This window comes from Nostoc linckia z4 (genome assembly GCF_002608075.1).
GTDB lineage: Bacteria > Cyanobacteriota > Cyanobacteriia > Cyanobacteriales > Nostocaceae > Nostoc > Nostoc linckia.
On record NZ_LAHA01000036.1, the window covers coordinates 44,475 to 64,559 of the forward strand.

16 protein-coding genes and 1 pseudogene are annotated in these 20,085 nt (G+C 41.5%); 5 read left to right on the forward strand and 12 right to left on the reverse strand.

Features of this window, described 5'->3' with window-relative positions; translation table 11 throughout:
- Positions 1 to 121: 121 nt before the first annotated feature.
- From dnaB to gnd, 9 genes and pseudogenes are all read right to left on the reverse strand, one after another.
- Complete coding sequence (gene dnaB, locus VF06_RS24465; protein ID WP_099069852.1) at positions 122 to 1,432, reverse strand: replicative DNA helicase; 1,311 nt, start codon at positions 1,430 to 1,432, stop codon at positions 122 to 124.
- Positions 1,425 to 2,360, reverse strand: a complete 936-nt coding sequence (locus VF06_RS24470) for a DUF6262 family protein (protein ID WP_099069851.1) — start codon at positions 2,358 to 2,360, stop codon at positions 1,425 to 1,427. Before VF06_RS24470 ends, dnaB begins: the two co-directional genes overlap by 8 nt.
- Positions 2,317 to 4,791, reverse strand: coding sequence for a tyrosine-type recombinase/integrase (locus VF06_RS24475; RefSeq protein WP_099069850.1), 2,475 nt, complete (start codon positions 4,789 to 4,791; stop codon positions 2,317 to 2,319). The genes VF06_RS24470 and VF06_RS24475 overlap by 44 nt, the downstream gene beginning before the upstream one ends.
- Positions 4,792 to 4,803: 12 nt before the next feature.
- Complete coding sequence (locus VF06_RS24480) at positions 4,804 to 6,249, reverse strand: site-specific integrase (protein ID WP_099069849.1); 1,446 nt, start codon at positions 6,247 to 6,249, stop codon at positions 4,804 to 4,806.
- Complete coding sequence (locus tag VF06_RS24485; RefSeq protein WP_099069848.1) at positions 6,246 to 7,418, reverse strand: tyrosine-type recombinase/integrase; 1,173 nt, start codon at positions 7,416 to 7,418, stop codon at positions 6,246 to 6,248. Before VF06_RS24485 ends, VF06_RS24480 begins: the two co-directional genes overlap by 4 nt.
- Before the next feature lie 105 nt (positions 7,419 to 7,523).
- Positions 7,524 to 8,441: pseudogene (locus VF06_RS24490) on the reverse strand (YifB family Mg chelatase-like AAA ATPase); the annotation flags it as partial.
- A gap of 250 nt (positions 8,442 to 8,691) precedes the next feature.
- Positions 8,692 to 8,973 (reverse strand): 50S ribosomal protein L27, encoded by a 282-nt coding sequence (gene rpmA / locus VF06_RS24495; protein ID WP_099069847.1) that lies wholly within the window; start codon positions 8,971 to 8,973, stop codon positions 8,692 to 8,694.
- Between the two features lie 37 nt (positions 8,974 to 9,010).
- Positions 9,011 to 9,415, reverse strand: coding sequence for a 50S ribosomal protein L21 (gene rplU, locus VF06_RS24500; protein ID WP_099069846.1), 405 nt, complete (start codon positions 9,413 to 9,415; stop codon positions 9,011 to 9,013).
- A 449-nt stretch (positions 9,416 to 9,864) separates the two neighbouring features.
- Complete coding sequence (gene gnd / locus VF06_RS24505) at positions 9,865 to 11,298, reverse strand: NADP-dependent phosphogluconate dehydrogenase (RefSeq protein ID WP_099069845.1); 1,434 nt, start codon at positions 11,296 to 11,298, stop codon at positions 9,865 to 9,867.
- Positions 11,299 to 11,629: 331 nt separating this feature from the next.
- On the opposite strand from gnd, the gene VF06_RS24510 reads away from it, so the two are divergent.
- Positions 11,630 to 12,370 carry a Ycf66 family protein gene (locus VF06_RS24510; RefSeq protein ID WP_099069844.1) on the forward strand — a complete coding sequence of 247 codons (741 nt, stop codon included), beginning with the start codon at positions 11,630 to 11,632 and terminating at the stop codon, positions 12,368 to 12,370.
- Positions 12,371 to 12,581: 211 nt separating this feature from the next.
- Positions 12,582 to 13,844, forward strand: coding sequence for a GUN4 domain-containing protein (locus VF06_RS24515; RefSeq protein ID WP_099069843.1), 1,263 nt, complete (start codon positions 12,582 to 12,584; stop codon positions 13,842 to 13,844).
- A 90-nt stretch (positions 13,845 to 13,934) separates the two neighbouring features.
- On the opposite strand, the gene VF06_RS24520 is transcribed toward VF06_RS24515, so the two are convergent.
- The 3 genes from VF06_RS24520 to VF06_RS24530 all read right to left on the reverse strand — a co-directional run bounded on the left by VF06_RS24520 (position 13,935) and on the right by VF06_RS24530 (position 17,422).
- Positions 13,935 to 14,207, reverse strand: a complete 273-nt coding sequence (locus VF06_RS24520) for an AbrB/MazE/SpoVT family DNA-binding domain-containing protein (protein WP_099069842.1) — start codon at positions 14,205 to 14,207, stop codon at positions 13,935 to 13,937.
- Between the two features lie 81 nt (positions 14,208 to 14,288).
- On the reverse strand, positions 14,289 to 15,647 hold the full coding sequence (locus VF06_RS24525; protein WP_099069841.1) for a dihydroorotase: 1,359 nt from the start codon (positions 15,645 to 15,647) through the stop codon (positions 14,289 to 14,291).
- 422 nt (positions 15,648 to 16,069) lie between these two features.
- A complete protein-coding gene (locus VF06_RS24530; RefSeq protein ID WP_099069840.1) occupies positions 16,070 to 17,422 on the reverse strand; it encodes a histidine phosphatase family protein in 1,353 nt (450 codons plus the stop codon).
- Positions 17,423 to 17,761: 339 nt separating this feature from the next.
- Here VF06_RS24530 and VF06_RS24535 point away from each other — a divergent pair, with 339 nt between their 5' ends.
- The 3 genes from VF06_RS24535 (at position 17,762) to VF06_RS39455 (ending at position 20,056) form a co-directional block, all read left to right on the forward strand.
- Positions 17,762 to 18,331, forward strand: coding sequence for a TetR/AcrR family transcriptional regulator (locus tag VF06_RS24535; RefSeq protein ID WP_099069839.1), 570 nt, complete (start codon positions 17,762 to 17,764; stop codon positions 18,329 to 18,331).
- 250 nt (positions 18,332 to 18,581) lie between these two features.
- Positions 18,582 to 19,871 (forward strand): ABC exporter membrane fusion protein, encoded by a 1,290-nt coding sequence (locus tag VF06_RS24540; RefSeq protein WP_099069838.1) that lies wholly within the window; start codon positions 18,582 to 18,584, stop codon positions 19,869 to 19,871.
- Between the two features lie 2 nt (positions 19,872 to 19,873).
- Positions 19,874 to 20,056, forward strand: coding sequence for a hypothetical protein (locus VF06_RS39455; protein ID WP_180267936.1), 183 nt, complete (start codon positions 19,874 to 19,876; stop codon positions 20,054 to 20,056).
- The last annotated feature ends 29 nt before the right edge of the window (positions 20,057 to 20,085 follow it).

A 20,085-nucleotide genomic window follows, 5' to 3' on the forward strand; every position in this document is an offset into this window, starting at 1 on the left:
GAAATGGAGTACTCCTGCAATATCCGTCAACCCAATAACCCACCCAGGATTTTTTAATTCAGCAAATGACTTAAGTTATAAGGTATTAACACAGGCAGTTTAAGTGAATTAGTTATTTAAATCAAACTGTGATGTTACGAAATTCTCCAATAGTAGCATCAAAAAGAACTTTACAAACTCCAGTAGCACCATTTCGATTCTTTGCTACGTTAATTTCCATTACACCATTATCTGAGGTATTAGAATTATAATATTCATCTCGATAAAGAAGCAGTCCTACATCCATATCCTGTTCTATATCTCCTGAATCCTTGATATCTGCGATTGTAGGGCGTTTATCAGTCTGATTTTCGACACCCCGATTAATTTGTGCTAATGCCACAAAAGGGCAGCTAAATTCTTTTGCAAGGTCTTTAAATGCACCAGAAAATTTCCCAACTGCTTGCGCTCGATTCGAGGCTGCTCTGTCTCCTAATTTTTGGATGTAGTCCATGACTATCAATCCTAAATTCCCTCTTTCAAACTTAATTCGACGCAATGCAGAGCGCATTTTAGTGGGATTCTGGAGGCTAGCTGGTGTATCATCAATAATGATAGGTAAGCTATACAATACCTCCAAAGCTTTACGAAGTTTAGCTATTTCACTTTTATAAACTTTGTTATGAATCAGCCGATGAGAGTCAATTTTAGCGTGCATTGCTAAAAATCGCTTCGTTAGCTGTTCTTTATTTGTCTCAGCACTGAAAAACACTACGGGAAGATTGTAGGTTAGAGCAATGTGATTTACAAAATGACAGCCGAGCCAAGTTTTTCCCATTGAAGCTCTGGCTGCAATCACGATTAAATCTTCATTCAGCAATCCACCCATTAATTTGTCTAAGTCCATTAATCCTGTGGATAAAGCAGGGGTTACTTCCTGCCCTAATTGCTTCACAATCAAGGCTAGAGAATTGCTAATTGCTTCTGGGCTAAATTTATCAACTTTATTTTCTGTAATTTTGAATATTTTATCTTCTGATAAGTCAATAATGTTCTCTAAATCAATAGTAGTGTCAAAACCTAGCTCAACAATTTTAGTTCCTGCTTCAATTAATTGGCGGCGTTTATACTTTTCTAAAACTAATTCAGTATAGCTATCTATATTGTCTGTTGATACTTTATTATTGGCTAACTGGGCTAGTTTATTTCGTCCGCCAACGTTTCTCAGCAGCTTGTGGTCGGACAACCAACTGCCAACAGTCGTTATGTCTGTTAGCTTATCTTGATAATATAATTCTACAGCTGCTTTATAAATTCGTTGATGGGCAGATAAATAAAAAGCATCGACAGGAAGTTTATCAACGATTTTACTAATAGCACTAGCATCTAGCAAAATACTGCTTAGTATGCTTTCTTCGGCATCTGTATCCTGTGGGAGAAATTTATCAGTCATTGGGTTGACTAAAAATACTACTTAAAACTTTCAGTTCTTCTAGTGAAGCCAATTCTTCCTCTATTGTTGACTCTGTATAATTCCAATTATCTGTTGTATAGCGATTAGATATGGGCTTAAGTATTTTATTTGGTACAGATTCTTTATTAATTGCTGCATATAGCCATTTACTAGAATTATTAATTTTAGCGCCTTCATTTATGGCTTCTTTTAAAGCTTCAATTGCATTGATAACAACAGATTCTGGTTTTGATTTAATCTGCTCCTGAAAGGTTTTATTAAATGGAATATTTAGCAAGGATAACTCGTTTTTAACTTGTTCCAGAAAGCTGAATGGCTGAGGTTTTAATTCATCTTTGTGATTTTTAGATGTTTTAACACTAATTGGTACAACATTATCTCCTTGAGCAGGTAGATTTTGTACAGGTAAATCAACTACCTTTCCTTGGGCAGTAAGCGAAGAACCTTGCAATTCTTTAATTACAGTTCGTAAACGCTTTACCTCATCCTCTAAGTCTACAACCTGTGCAGCCTGTGCTAGAAGCTCTTTGTTCATTCGCCGCTGCTCATCTAGTATTGTTTGCAATCGCTTATTTGATGCTTTGAGTTTTTCTAGTTCATTTTCTAATACATCAATGTTACGTGCAGTGCGTGGTTTCTGGGTGGACTCCTTCTGTTGTTTCTGTGCTTGTTCAATTTCATTACGCAGGTGTTTGTTAACAAAGCCAACACTGAAACCAGTTCGCCTCGCCACCTCATTCTGGCTAATAGTGACACCCTGATCTTGCATTTCCTGAATGACAGCTTTAGCAGAAATAACTCTCTCTTCACGTTCACGGGCAGAACGTTCTCGCACCTGTTGACCATGACGGTTACGTTCTGCCTCATCCCAGTTTCGGTGAATTTGTCGCTTTATTGTCTCGCTCATCTGCTCCCTCTAGTGCATCAATAATACTCTCTAGAGCGTTTACAATTTGTTGATAACTTTCATAAATTTCTGAAGAGCCCTGACTAAAGGCAATCTCCTCTTTTATTTTTAATTGCTCAAGTTGAGATTTGTAATGGGAAAGTTTATCGGCAGAAGCAACATGAAAACCGCAGGTGTAGCAGCGTCCAAAACGGGGACAGAATTCACGGAAGGAGCAGTAGCCATAAAGGGGTTCCCCGTTGAGCATTTTTAGCCCATCCAATTCGTGTAATTCTGGATTCTGGCGCAGGCTTTCAGGATTTAGGCTTTCAGGATTGCTATCGTAGGGATAAAATTTCTGATCAACATTTGCCATTACAGTAGCTACATCCAGCAGTTGACCAGGCTCATAGCGCGTATAGTGCTGCTTTGTAGTGCTTTGACGGCGGTGTTTAAGCCACCTACGGACAAAATTTAGGCTATAGCCAATGTTTATAAGTTGTGTTGCTCGTGATGGCCGTAGAATAGCTCCAGTGAAGTTTACCAGTTTTCCGTTGCTGTCTAAGATATTACATTTTTCGATGAGAGATTTAATGACTTTAACCATAGGGTTAGCAGGAGCTACAACTATTGGCGGGCGTTTTATAGCTTTCATGCGTGGATAGTTTGGATAACCAGTTATCCCTAATCCCTGATAATGGCAGAAAAGGTAAGGATAGTCATCACCAAAAAGTTGATTAATGTAAGTTTTCTGCTTTTTAATAAGGTGAACAATCTCAGTTGGAACGGGTAGCCTATGTTCGTCTGATTGTTTTTGACGCTCAAACTCCACCCACCAAATAGTCCCGTCCTGGTCGAGCTTGCAACAGTCTTTAAGAAGATAGCACAGTTCGCTTGGACGTGTACCAAGATGAAAACCTAGCATGAACATTAGCTGTAGTGGTTCTGGTAAAATATGAAGATTCTCTATAATTGCCTCGATAACAGAGTCTTCTAATGGATCAGGTTCTTCATTGAAAAGCTTTGGAAAGTCAAAAGAAATAATTAGTGTAGATGGAGTGATAAAATTCTGCGTTTCATTTCCCCAGTTAAAAAAATTGGACAGTTGGGAAAGAGTCTTGCTGAATGTACTATCTGCTAAATTGCAAAGTCCTTGATTGTAATAAGTTGCTAGCAAATTTCGGTCTATTTCCTCCATACAAGTTACGTCCTGCTGTTCAAGAAACCGCCCAAAAGGCTTAAAAATATCTATGTCCGTATACAATGATGTTGCTTTTATGCCAGAATTGATACGCCAAATGAAATAAGTTTTAAGCAAATTTACGAACCATTTTGAACCACAGTTAGTAAAGTTTAGAAATAAGGCCTTTAATTTGTACTCCTCAATGCCTGGATAGAGTTCTCGGAAATCCCACTTGTCTTTCTCAAACTCCCAAGGCTCAGAAGGGATTGTTTTTCCAAGCTTTCGTCTTATATTATTATTCCAGTCTTTTCCTTCTCCCCTAAACTGTTGACCACAACCTAAGCAAACCATTGTTTTTATTTGCTTAGAGCTTCTATTGTCATAATGCTTGCCCTTTAACACTACCTCATTTTGCTTACAATTCGGACAAGAAATATTGTCTATAATCAGCAACCCTGAGTCATCCCAATAGCTATGTATAACTTTACCTTCACGGTAAATGTTTTTTTTCTCTCTACGGCCCAAAGTAAAGCTCTTGCGACATTTCTTACATAAGCATATCTGGACAATTCCATATTTACGTTCTGTAGGGCTTCCATGTTTAATAGTTTCAGAACTCTCGCAGTATGGACAATTTACACCCGTAGGTTGAGCTTTAGTTTTCTTAGCACCCAAAGTAAAGCTCTTGCGACATTTATTACACTCGCATTTCTGGACAATTCCATGTTTGCGTTCTGTAGGGCTTCCATGTTTAACAGTTTCAGAACTCTCGCAGTATGGACAATTTACACCCGCAGGTTGAGCTTGAGTTTTCTTACCGCCCAAAGTAAAGCTCTTGCGACATTTATTACATAAGCATGGCTGTACAATTCCATGTTTGCGTTCTTTAGGTCTTTCTTTTTTAATAGTTTCAGAACTATCACAGTATGGGCAATTTACACCCGCAGGTTGAGCTTGAGTTTTCTTACCGCCCAAAGTAAAGCTCTTGCGACATTTATTACATAAGCATATCTGGACAATTCCATGTTTGCGTTCTGTAGGGCTTCCATGTTTAATAGTTTCAGAACTCTCGCAGTATGGACAATTTAAACCCGCAGGTTGAGCTTGAGTTTTCTTACCGCCCAAAGTAAAGCTCTTGCGACATTTATTACACTGCCATCTCTGGACAATTCCATGTTTGCGTTCTTGAGGTCTTTGTTTTTTAAAAGTTTCAGAACTATCACAATATGGGCAATTTACACCCACAGGTTGAGCTTTTCTTTGACTCATTATGTATCTCTTTTACTGTTGCAAGCTAACAATGATAGGGTTGAGAATACTGATGAAATGACGAGCGCTATTAGCGCGACGACTGTCTGATTGATTGTTCTCCAGACATTTATCTAATAACTGTTCGTTCGTCTGTTTTATCTCTATTAATTTAAGTAAATGCTCCTGTGTAAAGCGAATATGTTCACAACTTAAACATACATATTCAGACTGGCATTCTTTAATAATGTCAGGTCGAGCGCAAAGTCCTAGTTCCACCTGTCTAGCTGCCCATTCTTCACGAATGAATTCACTATCTTGGTCTGTAAAATAAATAGTAGTCCGTTCTCCATCTCTGTTTACTAGCACTCTCTCTATACGCTTTTCCTGCTGTTGTGGTGAAACGTAAACATACGAGTCCTGCATATCGGGATTAGTATGTCGTAACCCATGCTGAATTAAATCTGGGCGTTTACCCATACGATCAGCGACTGTTGCATAAGTGCGTCGAAACATGTGAGTCGTTACATACGGCAGTTTGCCATCATTAGTACGAATATCGTTTTCTTCAATAAGCGATTTTAGTATCCGATTAAGTTTTTTCCCTACTTGTTTAATTTGCTCTTGATGGTACTCAAAAATGAGTGGCCAACCTTGATTAGAAAACTGTGGCCTACGGCTTTTCCAGTTGGGAAACAACCACGGGAATGTGTCCCCAAAATGCTCCCGGACAAATGCCTGCTGTTGATGCACTAGCGGTATCAATTCTTCAGGTATGTCTTGCTCTTGTTCTATGTCATTTTGTTTACCTGTACACAGACGGATTCGGTCTATCTCCTTGCGTCTCCTTAAGCAATCCAAAGGAATTTTAGAAAGTTCTATACTTCTAGTTCCCAACGCCTCATGTAACTTGAAGATGAGATAGATAGGTTTCTCTAGTTGTTCCAAAGCTAAATCAATTTTATATTTAACCTCCTCTGGGATAATGTTAGGAGATTTCGCTTGTTTATTAGAGCGCGAACTCCATTGAATTTTAAACTGAATACAATCTAGTTCTTTTAGTACAGAAAGGAATCCTAAAAGACCACCTTTTATTACTGGGTTTACACTTTCTGCCCACTCTTGCACAACTTGATAATTTAATACAGATACTGTGACATAGCCCTGATTAACCAACCAAACACTAAATCTATTCACTGAATTAATAATAGTCTTTAACCTAGATAGGCTCCACCGCCGATTTCCGACCGCAATAAGTGTTGCCAGCTTAAGTAAATCTTTCAACCAATCTAGAGTAATTCCCTGAAAATTTATAGTCTGACGTCCGATTATATGTGCCTGTTCTCTCAGTAGAGGTAAGTCCTGCTCTATATTCCAGATATCTCGTTGCAACTTTACATCAGTGATATATGTAGATGCTATATTTCCAGGATCAGAAAGTATTTCAAACAGTTGTGCCTCTTGTAATGCTAGGGTCATTTTCCTTCTGTTACACGTTCCATTTCATTCAACATTTCAGCCTCGTCAAAGGAATGCTCGTAAATATCTAAGGTTGTAGCGATTGACTTATGCCCCAATTGTCGTTGTACACTCTTTGCTGTCTTCTCTTGATCTTGCCCTTTTTCCCTTCCCTTACGAATGTTGTGAGTTGCAAAGGTGTGCCTGAACAAGTGCGGATATACCCTTGTTATGTCGATATCTGTTTTTTGATGAAGTCGTTTTAGTAACTTGTTTAGATTTTGCGGTTCTAATGGTTTACCGTAACTGGGTGAACCTTTATGTAAAACGACGAAAACCATGTCATGTCCCAAATTTTTGACAACATCATGGGGATAATCGATATCAGAGTATTTACTAAGGATTTTGCAAAACTCTCGATTTGTCATAAGTCCAGCTAAAGAAAGTTCGCGTTCCCGACCTTTAGCATAAGCATGATTAATATTGTCTCGCCGTACTATCTTCAGTGTTCGAGCATTCCAATCTATATCAGACCAATGAAGCCCCAGTAGTTCACCTTTCCGCATACCAGTGTCAGCCAGGAGCCAAAGGATTAGCTTGTCTCGATCTTGGTAACAGGCATCAATCAGGGTATGCACTTGATCAGGGGTTAAACAACCAGGAAACTTTTCCCGCTCCTTATTTTTTACCAACCTGACTTTAACAGGTGACTTTTTTCTGTAGCCTGCAAACATCCCACTTTGCTTCTCTCTACGGAATTTGCTATATACGCACAGATTTTTGTCATCAAAAGTTTTTCTCCTGACGTGAAAATCATAGAATTGCACCACAGCAGTCAATGCTAGGTTCACTGTAGATTCGTTACGTGGAACCAAGATATTTTCTGAGTTAGAAGAGACAAAATTTTCATCAAGCAGCAACCCACCAGTTAAATACCAGTGGTTGAACTCAGCCATTTCCTCTAGATCAAAGTCCTGCCAGTTAAGCACTTTTATGTCTAGATATTTCCAGAAATCTTTAAGCTTCTCTGCGTATGTCTTAATTGTTCCGACAGCAGAACCGCCTAATTGCTTAAACCGCAGAAACTGCTCAACAGGTTTAATAACCTGATAATTATCATCTACCAGATGCCACCGAACTAATTCTTTACCGTCCGGTAGGCGTTGTACTGAGTCCAGAACTTTAGCCACTATGAATACTGTGAATAGCGTGAATAACTTACTTAAAAGCAAGTCTACACGATTAATGGTAATGTTGTTGTTGTTTTTTTGAATAGATAGTTAATGTATATAAAACATAAATAATATGCCATTGTGAGATAATGATATTTCCCCAGGACGAGGAAAGCTACCACCACCTACCAGAGAGGGGCCGGATGCTGAGTGATGGGGACTGCGAAAAGGGCGATCGCGTACTAAAGAACCACGATTTTTCAATAAACCAGCCACCGAATGAATTCGAGTCACCTCTAAAGATTCAGCAAAACTCAAAGGCGGCAAAATTCCCGGTAAACGCCGCGCTAACATAGTTTTACCGCTACCTGGCGGCCCGACAAACACCAAGTTATGCCCGCCGGCCGCAGCAATTTCTAAGGCACGACGCGCATGAGTTTGTCCTTTAACATCTTGTAAATCTGGTGAATGTACAGACGTTACATGTAACGTCTCTAAATTATCAGCAATCTGCACAGGTTTGTAACGCCCTGGATTATTTAAAAAGTCCACCACATCCGAGAGATGTTGGCAACCATAAACAGCCAAACCTTCCACCACTGCTGCTTCTTGGGCATTATCAGCAGGGAGAACTAAACCTATAATTCCCATCTTTTGGGCAGCAGCAGCGATGGGTAATACACCAGCCACTGGACGCAAACTGCCATCCAGTGATACCTCACCTAAAAATAGATAATCTCCTAATAAATCAGCGCTAATTTGCTCAGAAGCCGCCAAAATTCCCACACTAATAGGTAAATCGAAACAGGGGCCTTCTTTGCGTAAATCGGCCGGAGTTAAATTAATGACAATTTTTCGCATAGGAAAGGCGAAACCTGCATTTTTCAGGGTTGCCTTCACTCTTTCTCTTGATTCTTGAATCGCTGAATCTGGAAGCCCCAAGACAACAATTCCCGGTAATCCTCCTGAAACATCGACTTCCACGCCTACTTTAACAGCATCGATACCAACAATTGATGCACTCCAGACTCTAGCAAGCATTTTTTCTATAACACTAAACCTTTAGCATCTCTAGCAGATGAGTCTGGAAATTGGCATGGGTGAAACCACACAGACAATTTTGAGAGTATTTTAGATTTTGCGAAAAGTTAGAGCGCAGGCTTCTGGCGTAGACCCGAAGGGACTTGCCGCAGGCATCTAAACTTTTCAAGACGGATTTTAGATTTTGGATTTTAAATTGAGAAATCAAATTAAGGGCGGGGCAAATGGTCGTTTGTCCCCACCTTATTTTCTAGCTTGCTACTTCTTCAGTAGCGGTTGCCACTGAGTAAATACTAACTTTTTTACGGGTTTTGCCCTTTCTTTCAAAGGTGACTACACCGTCGATTAAGGCAAACAAAGTGTCATCGCTACCAATACCGACATTGTTACCAGGGTGAAATTTAGTGCCACGCTGACGCACGAGAATATTTCCTGCACGTACAACTTGACCGCCATAGCGCTTGACGCCTAGACGTTGGGCGTTAGAGTCACGACCGTTGCGTGTACTACCTGTTCCTTTCTTATGAGCCATGATTTCCTTGTTATTTATCTACGTTATCTTTTCTCTATTATTCTGCAACGGTTTCCGCTTCTTGAGCAGGAGTGTCATCTACAGCAGGACTTCCATCGGTTGCAGCTGAAGCAGTAAACACCGCACCATTAAGACTAATGGAGTCAATGAAAAGCCTGGTAACTTCTTGGCGATGTCCGCGTTTTTTGCGGGTTTTCTTTTTCGGCTTCATTTTGTATACCAGGACTTTACGATCTCTAAAATGTCGCAGTACAGTCCCTTCTACAGTTGCACCTGATACTCGTGGCTGTCCAATGGTGACTTCGCCATCATGCTGGAGCAATAATACTGTATCTATTGTAACTTTTTCATCTGCTTGCACAGGAAGCAGTTCGATGTCGTAAAACCGTCCTGGCTCTACTCTGATTTGTTTGCCACCAGTTTCAATAATTGCGTAGGTCATGGAATTGTCCTTGAAGTTGCCGTACAGGTAGCTGGTTTTCCCAGCTTTTGCAATATGTCTACCTGTTCCGAGCGGAATTAGACAGACAATCTATAATCGTATTCTATTTAAAGGGTCTAAGTCAATAAAAGGGAACAGGGAAAATTCAGCCACGCCACTTGCGGATAGGGTTTCAACCCTTCGGCTGACGCTCACGGCAAAACGTACCTTACAAAACAAAGACTATACCAATTTGAAAAAAGAATGATACAGATGGATTTTCAGAATCGAAATGTACAAAGCAATTCCTAATCCAAAATCTAAAATCTAAAATCCAAAATGGTATTATTTTGTGGTAGTTAGGGGTGGGTTTTGATAAAAAAATGACTCTGAAATTCAGAGTCACTCTCAAAATTGCAGTTGAAAACGCTTTAAACTTTCACAATATGCTGGTGTATGAGTGCGAAAGCCTATTTTTTATCAGCTTCAGCAATTGGTACCCATTCAGTGTGGAAGGTTCCTGGCTTATCGAGACGCAGGTAAGTGTGTGCGCCGAAGTAGTCGCGTTGTGCTTGAGTGAGGTTTTGGGGTAGGCGATCGCGGCGATAGCTGTCAAAATAATCCAAGGATGCGCTAAATGCGGGTACTGGAATTCCCAGTGTTGCAGCTGTCGCAATCACTTCCCGCCAAGCAGTCTGTCTGTCGAGAATTGTCTGCTTAAATTCGGGAGCTAACAGCAAGTTAGGCAAAGCTGGATTTTCGTTAAAAGCCTTCTTAATCTTATTCAAAAAGCGAGCGCGAATAATACAACCACCTTTCCAAATCCGCGCCATTTCGCTCAGATTCAAATTCCAGTTATATGTTTTTGAAGCTGTAGAAAGTAGCGCCATACCTTGGGCGTAAGAACAGATTTTTGAGCAATAGAGAGCATCGCGTACTTTGTTGATAAAGTCCTTGGTTTGCCCGCTATACTTGCCACTGGGGCCTGTGAGGACTTTAGATGCTGCTACCCGTTCTTCTTTGATAGAAGATATAATCCGGGCATTCACAGCCGCTGTGATTGTGGGAATCGAAACTCCCAATTCCAATGCAGTTTGCACAGTCCAGCGTCCAGTTCCCTTTTGACCAGCTGCATCAACAATCAAGTCCACCAGGGGTAGATTTGTATCTGGGTCAATGTAAGGGAAGATATTCTTCGTAATCTCAATCAAAAATGAATCGAGTTCGTCGGTGGTGTTCCATTCAGCAAACACTTCATGTAGCTGATTATGGTCTAGTCCAGCAGCATTTTTCAGCAAGTCGTAGGCTTCAGCAATTAGCTGCATATCGCCATACTCAATACCGTTGTGTACCATTTTGACATAGTGGCCAGAACCACCGGGGCCAATGTAGGTTACACAAGGGCCGTCATCGACTTGGGCAGCAATTTTGTTGAAAATTGGTGATAGATATTCGTAAGAACTAGTTGTACCACCGGGCATTAGTGAAGGGCCATTTAGCGCTCCTTCTTCACCACCACTGACACCCATACCAAGATATCGCAGTCCAGTAGGTTCTAATTCTTGAGTGCGTCGTTCTGTATCTTCAAACCAAGAGTTACCACCGTCGATAATGATATCGCCTTCATCTAGCAAAGGTCTGAGTTGAGCAATCACCGCATCCACTGGCTTACCAGCTTGCACCATCACCAGGATTTTGCGGGGACGTTCCAATGAGGCGACAAATTCTTCTAGGGTAAAAGCGGCTTTGACGTTCCGTCCTGGCGCACGCTGCGCCATAAAAGCATCCGTTTTTTCTCGCGAGCGGTTGTAAACTGCAATTGGGAAGCCATTACGCTCGACGTTTAGAGCGATATTCTCACCCATAACGGCTAATCCAATCACACCAAAGCTTTGTAGTGTCATAAATTTGTTTGGCTAACTCTTGCAGATCCTTTCATCTTTTAGGGTAGTCCGAGATTTTCGTCGATCTCCTAAAGAAGACCTTAAGAGTTGATCTCAACGACAAAAATCCACAAGTAACACAGATAATTAATTTTAAGTTGTATCTAAATCAACAATTGATAAAAGGAAATGGGGAATGGGGAGATGCGGTTCGACTTCGCTCACCAACCGGGAGACAAGGGGACAAGGAAAATAACTTCTAACTCCTAACTCCCAACTCCTAACTCCCAACTTCTAATGCCCAATGCCCCATGCCCCATATCCAATCCCTAGTCAAAGGAGTAACCGAATAATGCTGGCATATGTCCTAGCTTTGGTGGTCGGTCTTGGTAGTTTAGCCATTTACATTGCAGCGTTCTTTTTCCCAGAAATCCACCGCAAGAATGATTTTATTTGGAGCGGTGTCGGGTTGTTCTATGCCTTAGTTTTATGGGTGTTTGCACCGCGCATTTCTGGGGGGTTATTGCTCGGTCATGTGGCTAGTGTCGCTCTTTTGGTGTGGTTTGGCTGGCAAACTCTTTCGTTACGTCGCCAACTAACACCACAGGCGCAACAAACCCAAGTGCCTAGTCCTGAGACGGTGAAAACTGGCATTCAGGAACAGGTGAATAAATTGTCTCTTCAGGAGAGGGTAGCTCAGTTGCAACAGGATATTGGTAGCACTTTGAGTGGCGTGAAAGACAAGGTGCAACAAAGTGTGGGTCAAAAGACATCCACAACAACCAAACCTGAAGACATTACTTCTGTATTAACTGAGCAACCTGCTGTTGAGATTATCGACAATACTACTGCCACACCAGAACAACCAGCACAAGAGACAGTTAGTAGCGACACCGAAGCAAAAAGCGAGAGTGTACCAGAAGCAATTCCACCAAATCCTCCTTCCTGGGAATCGGTAGAAGCAGCCCAACCAGATACCGAAACTGAGAACAAGGAAAAGATTCCCGTAGAGGAAATTGCTCCAGATGCATCTCTGGCTCCCCCAGCCGAAACGCCACCGGATGCAACACCACCAAATAATCCGGGTAGTTAAATCAAGTGAAACCCAACGTTATGTTTAAGTTAATGTTGGGTTTTACTAAATTCTGCTATCTATCGAGCGAACAACATTAAAAAAGCGATCGCTCTAGTTATTATGGCCTAAGTAAACTACTGAAACTGTTACTATTAGCTTTTGAGGAAAATCAGGTAAAAATACTATAATTTGCTAAAAGCGTAACTTAATCCTAATCCTGAAACGCAAAATGGCAGAAGTATCGCTCAAGGTATTCTGTTCTTACTCTCACAAAGACGAACCTCTACAGGATGAACTAGATAAACATTTGAGTCCCTTTATACAAAGTGGTATTATTTCTACTTGGCACGATCGCAAAATCCTGCCTGGTGAGGAGTGGGATGACGAAATTAAGAAAAATCTGAAGACAGCTGACATTATTCTGTTGCTCATTAGTTCAGACTTCCTCGCTTCCAGATACTGCTGGGAAGTCGAAGTTAATACAGCAATAGAACGCCATAAAGCTAGAGAGGCTTGTGTTATTCCAATTATTCTGCGAAGCGTTTATTGGAAGTACCCACCATTAACCCTAGCTCAAATTCAAGCTTTGCCTAAGAATGCCACACCTGTGATCTCGAATTCTTGGCATAATCGAGATGAGGCATTCACAAATGTAGTTGAAGGAATTTGGAATGCGGCTGATAAATTAATCGAGGCGCGTAAACAAAAACTCAAGCAGCAAGAAGAAACCGAGAATTTACAAAGACTAAGAGAACAAGAAGAAACACCGAAACTGGAACTACAACAAGCAGAAGAAGCCAACAGACAATTGAACGAAGCAGACAACCTGCAACGACTACGAGAAACGGTAGAAGTCGAGAGGCAGCAACAACAGGAAACTGAAAGGCTGCAAAAAATAAGAGAACAAGAAGAAGTTGAGAGACTGCAACAAGAACAGCAATCTCCTAGTAATGAGCTGTCCTCTGAGAAGTGTGTGGACTATACGCGTTTGCGTGATTTGCTCAGAGATGGTGTGTGGATAGAAGCGGATCGAGAAACTCTGGCAGTTATGCTCAAAGCTTCTGGGAGCGAACAAAACACTTCGCTCGATCTTGGATCTATTAGTAAGCTTCCCTGTACTGATTTACGCACCATTGACCAACTGTGGGTAAAATACAGTAATGGACGTTTTGGATTTAGCGTGCAAAAACGCATTTGGGAAAGCCTAGAAGACTACGACACCTTTAGCGATCGCGTCGGCTGGCGGAAGTGGACAAAAGTTGTAGTTAACAAATGGTTTGGATTAAAACAACAAACCGAAAAACAAATTAAATGGCTAACATACTCAGACTTCACGTTCGACATAAGTGCCCCCGAAGGACACCTTCCGATTTTAGTCCCCCGTAGCGTTTGGGGTCAAGAAGTATGTGTTTTTTCCGTCCTTGGTCTCTTCCGTCATATGAATACCTGTGAACTTCAACATATAAGTCTTACAAAAAATTGTAAATATTAACTTGTTGACTTCGTGCTAAACGTAAAATTTTACCTGGTATACCACCCCAAAGCAAAGCCGAAATCCAAACGTTAACGTCGAGCACAATTTTCATTCTTTAGACCATAACTCCTGCCGCACTTCCTTAACGATTTCATGAATTTCTTCTAAGCTTGGTTGATTATAATCGGGTTCCAGTGCATCCATTTTTTCGATAAATTCATCTAAATTTACACTCGGCTTGGAGATTTTTTTTAATACAATTTCTTCATCTGTAATAGTCGCAAGATATTCATCACCGGGGTGAAGTTGAGCCTGAACTTCTGCGGAAAGTTTCAATTGATCCTCTGCTGTAACTTTCACTAAAATATCTGTCTTTATCATGGAATTGTCGCTCAGAAATCACATCATATTGTTATATTGACAAATTATTCAGAGAATGTATATCAACACAATTAAACGTAATTAACACCAAGTTTGCACAACTCTACCCTGTAATTGTTGTCCTAACCAAGGTGTATTTTGTGAAAGTGTATGCAGGTTTTTCCTTTCAACTTTCCAAATTTGTTGTGGGTCAAATAAAATCAATTCTGCTGGTTGATGAGGGGTAATTGCATTGATTTTCTGGGTCAAGCACTTGGCTGGATTACTACTCAATGCCCGCCATAACTCTAATGCTGTAAATTCCCCAGTTTCCACAAGATATTGCCACAGTAAAGGCAATGCTAACTCAAAACCGATCGCTCCAGCTGGTGCTTCAGCAAAAGCCTGGACTTTCTCTTCGTAAGTATAGGGTGCATGGTCAATGGCGATCGCATCTATCACCCCTCCTCTTACCCCCGCCCGCAACGCCGCTACATCATTGACGTTACCTAAAGGTGGGTCTAAATGCAGGCTAGAATTATAACTCTTAATTGCTTTGGTGTCAAGTAAAAGATGCATCCAAGTGGTGCTGGCAGTGATGGGTAAGCCAGTGGCTTTGGCACAAGCGATTAATTCCACACTGCGGGCTGTGGAAACGCGCATGATATGTACTGGCGTACCGATCGCTGCAACTAATTCTATCAAAGCAGCGATCGCACTTGTTTCGGCGCTGGCGGGTACTGGCGGTAAACCTAAGCGCAAGGCTTGGACACCTTCTCTGATTACACCATTTGCAGCTAATTGGCGATCGCAAGGCCAAAATGCAACAGGTTTCCCCAACGGCTGTAAATACTCTAACACCCGTTGCACCAGCGCTAAATTTTCCCACGGCTTACCATCAGTAAAACCAACAACCCCAGCCGATGCTAAATCCGCCAATTCCGTCATTTGCTTTCCAGCAACATCCAAGGTGATAGCGCCCCAGATATAAAGCAGAGGGACAGAATAAGACGCGGGAAATGAGAGACGCAAGGACGCAAAGAAATCGTTGATAGCATTCCCGTGTCCTCGCGTCTCCTTGTCCCCGCGTCCCCGCGTCCCCGTGTCTCCTTGTCCCCCTCTCTTATTCTGCAACTGGCTCACAAGGGCAGGATTATCAATAGCTGGGGATGTATCGGGTAATATACTAACTCTAGTAAAGCCGCCAGCAGCAGCAGCTTGCAAAAAAGACACAAGAGTTTCCCGTTCTTCAAACCCTGGTTCGCCGGAGTGGCTGTATAAATCCACTAACCCAGAACCAAGAACTAACCCTTGACAATCTCTAATTTGTGTATCAGTACTGATGTCAGAAATATGCGAAGCTACTGCTTGGATATAACCATCAGCAATTAGTACATCAAATATTTCATCAGTTTCGGAAACCGGGTCAATTACCCGTACTTGTTGTAGCAGTTCAATCATAAAACTTTTTAATTATGAGTTAGCAGTGAGGAGTTAGGAGTTAGGAGTTAGGAGTTGGAAGTGAGGAGTTAGGAGTTGGAAGTGAGGAGTTGGGAGTTGGGAGTTGGGAGTTAGGAGTTGGGAGTTGGGAGTTGGGAGTATTTGTTTTTTCTTCATCACTTCTAACTTGATTCCTTGATTTCTTACTTCTAACTTTTTTCGTCAATCCCAACTTATTCCTAATTTTTGACTCTTGACTCTGAACTTTATTCCTAATTCTTAACTACTCACTACTAACTTGTAATTCTTAACTCCTAACTTCTAACTTTATTCCTAATTCTTAACTACTCACTACTAACTTGTAATTCTTAACTCCTAACTCCTAACTTTATTCCTAATTCTTAACTACTCACTACTAACTTGTAACTCCTAACTCAGCACTCCTACAACGCCCCGGCTGCTGTTTTATCTAATACGCCTCCACCTAAATGAGTGGTGATGTTCATTGCTTGCAGTGCTGGTAAACCATCTAATCCAGAAGGATAGTCAATAACACTAACAGCGCCATTGCCTTGACGAAAATTCCAGAAATTTTCTAAGGGTAAACCAAGAATGTGACAAAGTAAAGTTTTATTTGTCGCATCATGAGCTACTACTAAAATTGTTTTGAATTGATTAGTTAAGGCTGTCTCCACAATTGATTGCCAAGCTGCAACGCTACGTTCCCATACTTGTTGCAAATTTTCCCCTTCAGGCATTTGGACTTCGGCTGGGACTAACCGCCAACGCTGCAATTCTCCAGGAAATTCTTGCTCTATTTCTGTTTCTAATTTTCCTTCCCAAAGTCCGTGGCTAATTTCTCTTAAACCACTTTGTAAGTCTAACTTCACGCTTGGGTGATGTTTTAAGATAATTTCTGCTGTTTCTTTTGGACGTAGCATTGGGCTACTTACAGCATAAGCGATCGCTACTTTTTGCAGAAATTCACCTGCTTTTTGCGATTGTTGTCTACCGTTATCGTTAAGGGGGACATCAATTTGTCCTTGAAATCTGGTTTGGCGATTCCAGTCTGTTTCCCCGTGACGCACTAGCAGCAACCTTACTCCTTGATGTTCTGGTCGGAGGGAGGGTAGAGTTTCTCCGGTGTGTTGCGTCTGGTTCAAAGATTCTAACTGCACTGGTTCCCCCAGTCCCCCAGCAAAGTTTAGGACACTAATACCACAGTTGGATTGCTGTACTGAATGGTAACGACTAGGGGAAATTCCCAACGCTGTGCTAATCAAGGCGCGATTAATACCGTTATGTCCCACAATCAGAATAGTTTCGCCTTGATGCTGGGATAATATTTCTTGCCAGAACTGCTGCGCTTGTTCGTATAAAGCCAGAACCGGAAAATGTTCTCTTGTTCCTTGTGCGTCATTGAGTACCATCCGCAGTTCGTGGGGTCGTTCGTGCCAAGTGCGGTAGTCTTCAGCCAATTTTTGCTTGACTTCGGCTGTCAGCATTCCTTCCCATAAAGGCAAATCGATTTCTAGCAGCAAATCAGAAACTTGCACCACCGCAGACTCTCCAGCACTGGAAGCTAACTCACTGTGAATAATGTCTGCTGTATGTTTTGCTCGTTGCAAGGGACTGCTGTAAATCGCATTAAACGAAAGATTACTCAGGGCTTTGCCTAGTTTACTGGCGTCGTTACGGCCTTTTTCGGTTAATGTTGACGCATCAGTGCGCCCTTGGATACGCCGCTCGGTGTTATAGCTGCTTTGACCATGACGTACTATGATGACACGAGTCATCGCAAAAAGCCCTCCTGTATCTAGACGACTAATTTTACTGCAAAATGATTGCAAAATTATCCACTAGGGAAAGCGGATTTATTGAAATTAGTCATTGGTCATTGGTCATTGGTCATTAGGGAACTCCAAAAAATAAATTATTCTGGTTGGAGTCGTTGACTGCTAAATGCTGACTGTCAACCGTTGACGGTCAACAGTTAACAATCTTGTGTGGAATATTTTTTTACTTCTAAGTCCCTAAACTCCTATCAATGTTCGATTTAAATCAATCCCTTGACACAGGGGAATCGATTTGTTTATATAAAATATAACGACCGTTCGATATAAATAAATTGAACCATGCCTAAGATTGTCGATCGCGACCAGTATCGTAAAGAACTGCTCGCTAAGTGCTTTGATTTATTTGCTGAAAAAGGTTATGGTTCGATTACGATGCGCCAAATTGCTGAAGGAGTAGGGGTTTCCACGGGGACGTTGTACCACTATTTTCCTAGCAAACAAAGTTTATTTGAGCAACTAGCCCAAGAAATATGCGAGGAAGATGTCAGTGCAGCTTTAGCTGAATTGGAAGGAGCGCAAACGCTACAAGAGGCAATGGAAGCACTAGGAAGATATCTGGCAAACAATGAAGACTATTTTGTGAAGTGGACTTATATTTCAATAGATTTTTGCCAGCATCAAGATACTAATAATATACAGGAAAATAGTATTTTTAAGCATACTAATAAGCAGTACCAGCAGGCTGTTTGTGATTTTTTTGGCGTTCAAGATCCAGTTTTAGCTTCCTTTGTATTGAGTTTTATCAATGGTTTAATTCTGGAAAAACTATGGGGGAATAAAACGATTGATTTTATTGAACAATGTACATTGTTAGGAAAAATGTTAACGGCATATTTGCCACAATCATAGCAACTAATCATTTAAAATAAATTGATGGATAATTCACCGGATTTAGGGAATTCCAAAAAATAAATTACTCTGGTTAAAGCGTTAACAGCCAACAATAGAATATTTTTGCTTTATCAGCACCTTAACCATGAAATAAATCACGAACGTATGTGGCAAATCTCAAAACATAAACAATTTTTGCTGCAATTTTAGATTAAACATAAAAACTAAAATTGTCTGGCAAAGACAAATTTTTATGAGAATAAAAGAAATGGTTAAAAACGTATCATTCAAAGGCAGGAATAAAGGGTTAATTGCATTAGTAATTACGGCAACTGCAATTACAGGTGGAATTGTGTTTTATGGAATTTCTCAATTTGGACAGGTAAATAAAACTGCCTTATCTGAGCCGGTAGAAACTACACCAGAAATTCAAAAAGTGACTGCCTTAGGACGACTAGAACCAGAAGCCGAGGTAATTAGCTTGTTTGCGCCCTTGGCTTTGGATGGCGATCGCATTGCCCAAATTTTAGTCAAAGAAGGGGATGGCGTTGGATCTGGACAAGTGGTAGCGATTTTAGACGCCCGCGATCGCTTGCAAGCAGCCGTCCTCCAAGCCCAAAAACAAGTCAAAGTCGCCCAAGCAAAACTCGCTCAAGTCCAAGCCGGAGCCAAAGTAGGAGAAATCAAAGCCCAACAAGCAAGTGTTGAGCGCCTGCAAGCCCAGTCCGAGGGAGATATCACAGCCCAACAAGAAGCCATCGCCCGCATCGAAGCACAATGGCAAGGAGATAAAATTGCCCAAGAAGCAACCATTAAGAAACTAGAAGCAGAACTGAAAAATGCTGAAGCTGAATATCAACGGTATCAGCAGTTATTTTCCCAAGGAGCAGTTTCTAATTCTTTGTATGACAGCAAAGGCTTAACAGTAGAAACAGCCAAACAGCAACTAGACGAAGCCAAAGCAGTTCTCAACCGCATTAACACCACCGCAACCAAACAACTCGCCGAAGCCAAAGTAGCACTCGCCCGTACCAACGCCACCGGTAACAAGCAAGTCAGCGAAGCCAAAGCCACACTCACAAGTATTGCAGAAGTTCGAGACGTAGATGTTGCTGCTGCTAAGACAGAAGTGGAAAATGCGATCGCCACACTCAAACGTGCCGAAACCGAGTTAGCCGGAGCTTACATCAAAGCACCAATAGCCGGACAAATCATTAAAATTCACACGCGAGTCGGAGAAAAAATTAGCAGTTCTGGCATTGCAGAGTTAGCGCCAAACGACCAAATGATGGCAGTAGCAGAAGTTTATCAAAGCGACATCGCTAAAGTGAAATTAGGACAACAAGCAGTGATTACCGGTCAAGCATTTGTCGGAGAACTGCGAGGAACCGTTGCCCAAATTGGCCGCCAAGTCATTAGACAAAACGTTTTTAGTAACCAGCCTGGTGAAAACCTCGATCGCCGAGTCATTGAAGTGAAAATTCGCCTCAATCCCAAAGACAGCAGAAAAGTTGCAGGTTTCACCAATTTACAAGTACAGACAGCAATTGAAATGTAAAAGTGACTGGGGATTGGGGAGCAGGGGAGCAGGGGAGACAAGGAAGTGTGGGGAGTGTGGGGAGAGAGGGGGGAAAGATTTCTTCCCCATCCTCCCACACCTCCCACACCTCCCACACCTGCTTCTTCCCATGCCCTGCCCAATGCCCAATGCCCAATGCCCMATGCCCAATGCCCAATCCCTAATCCCCACTTATGAAACTTTTTCGTAAAAC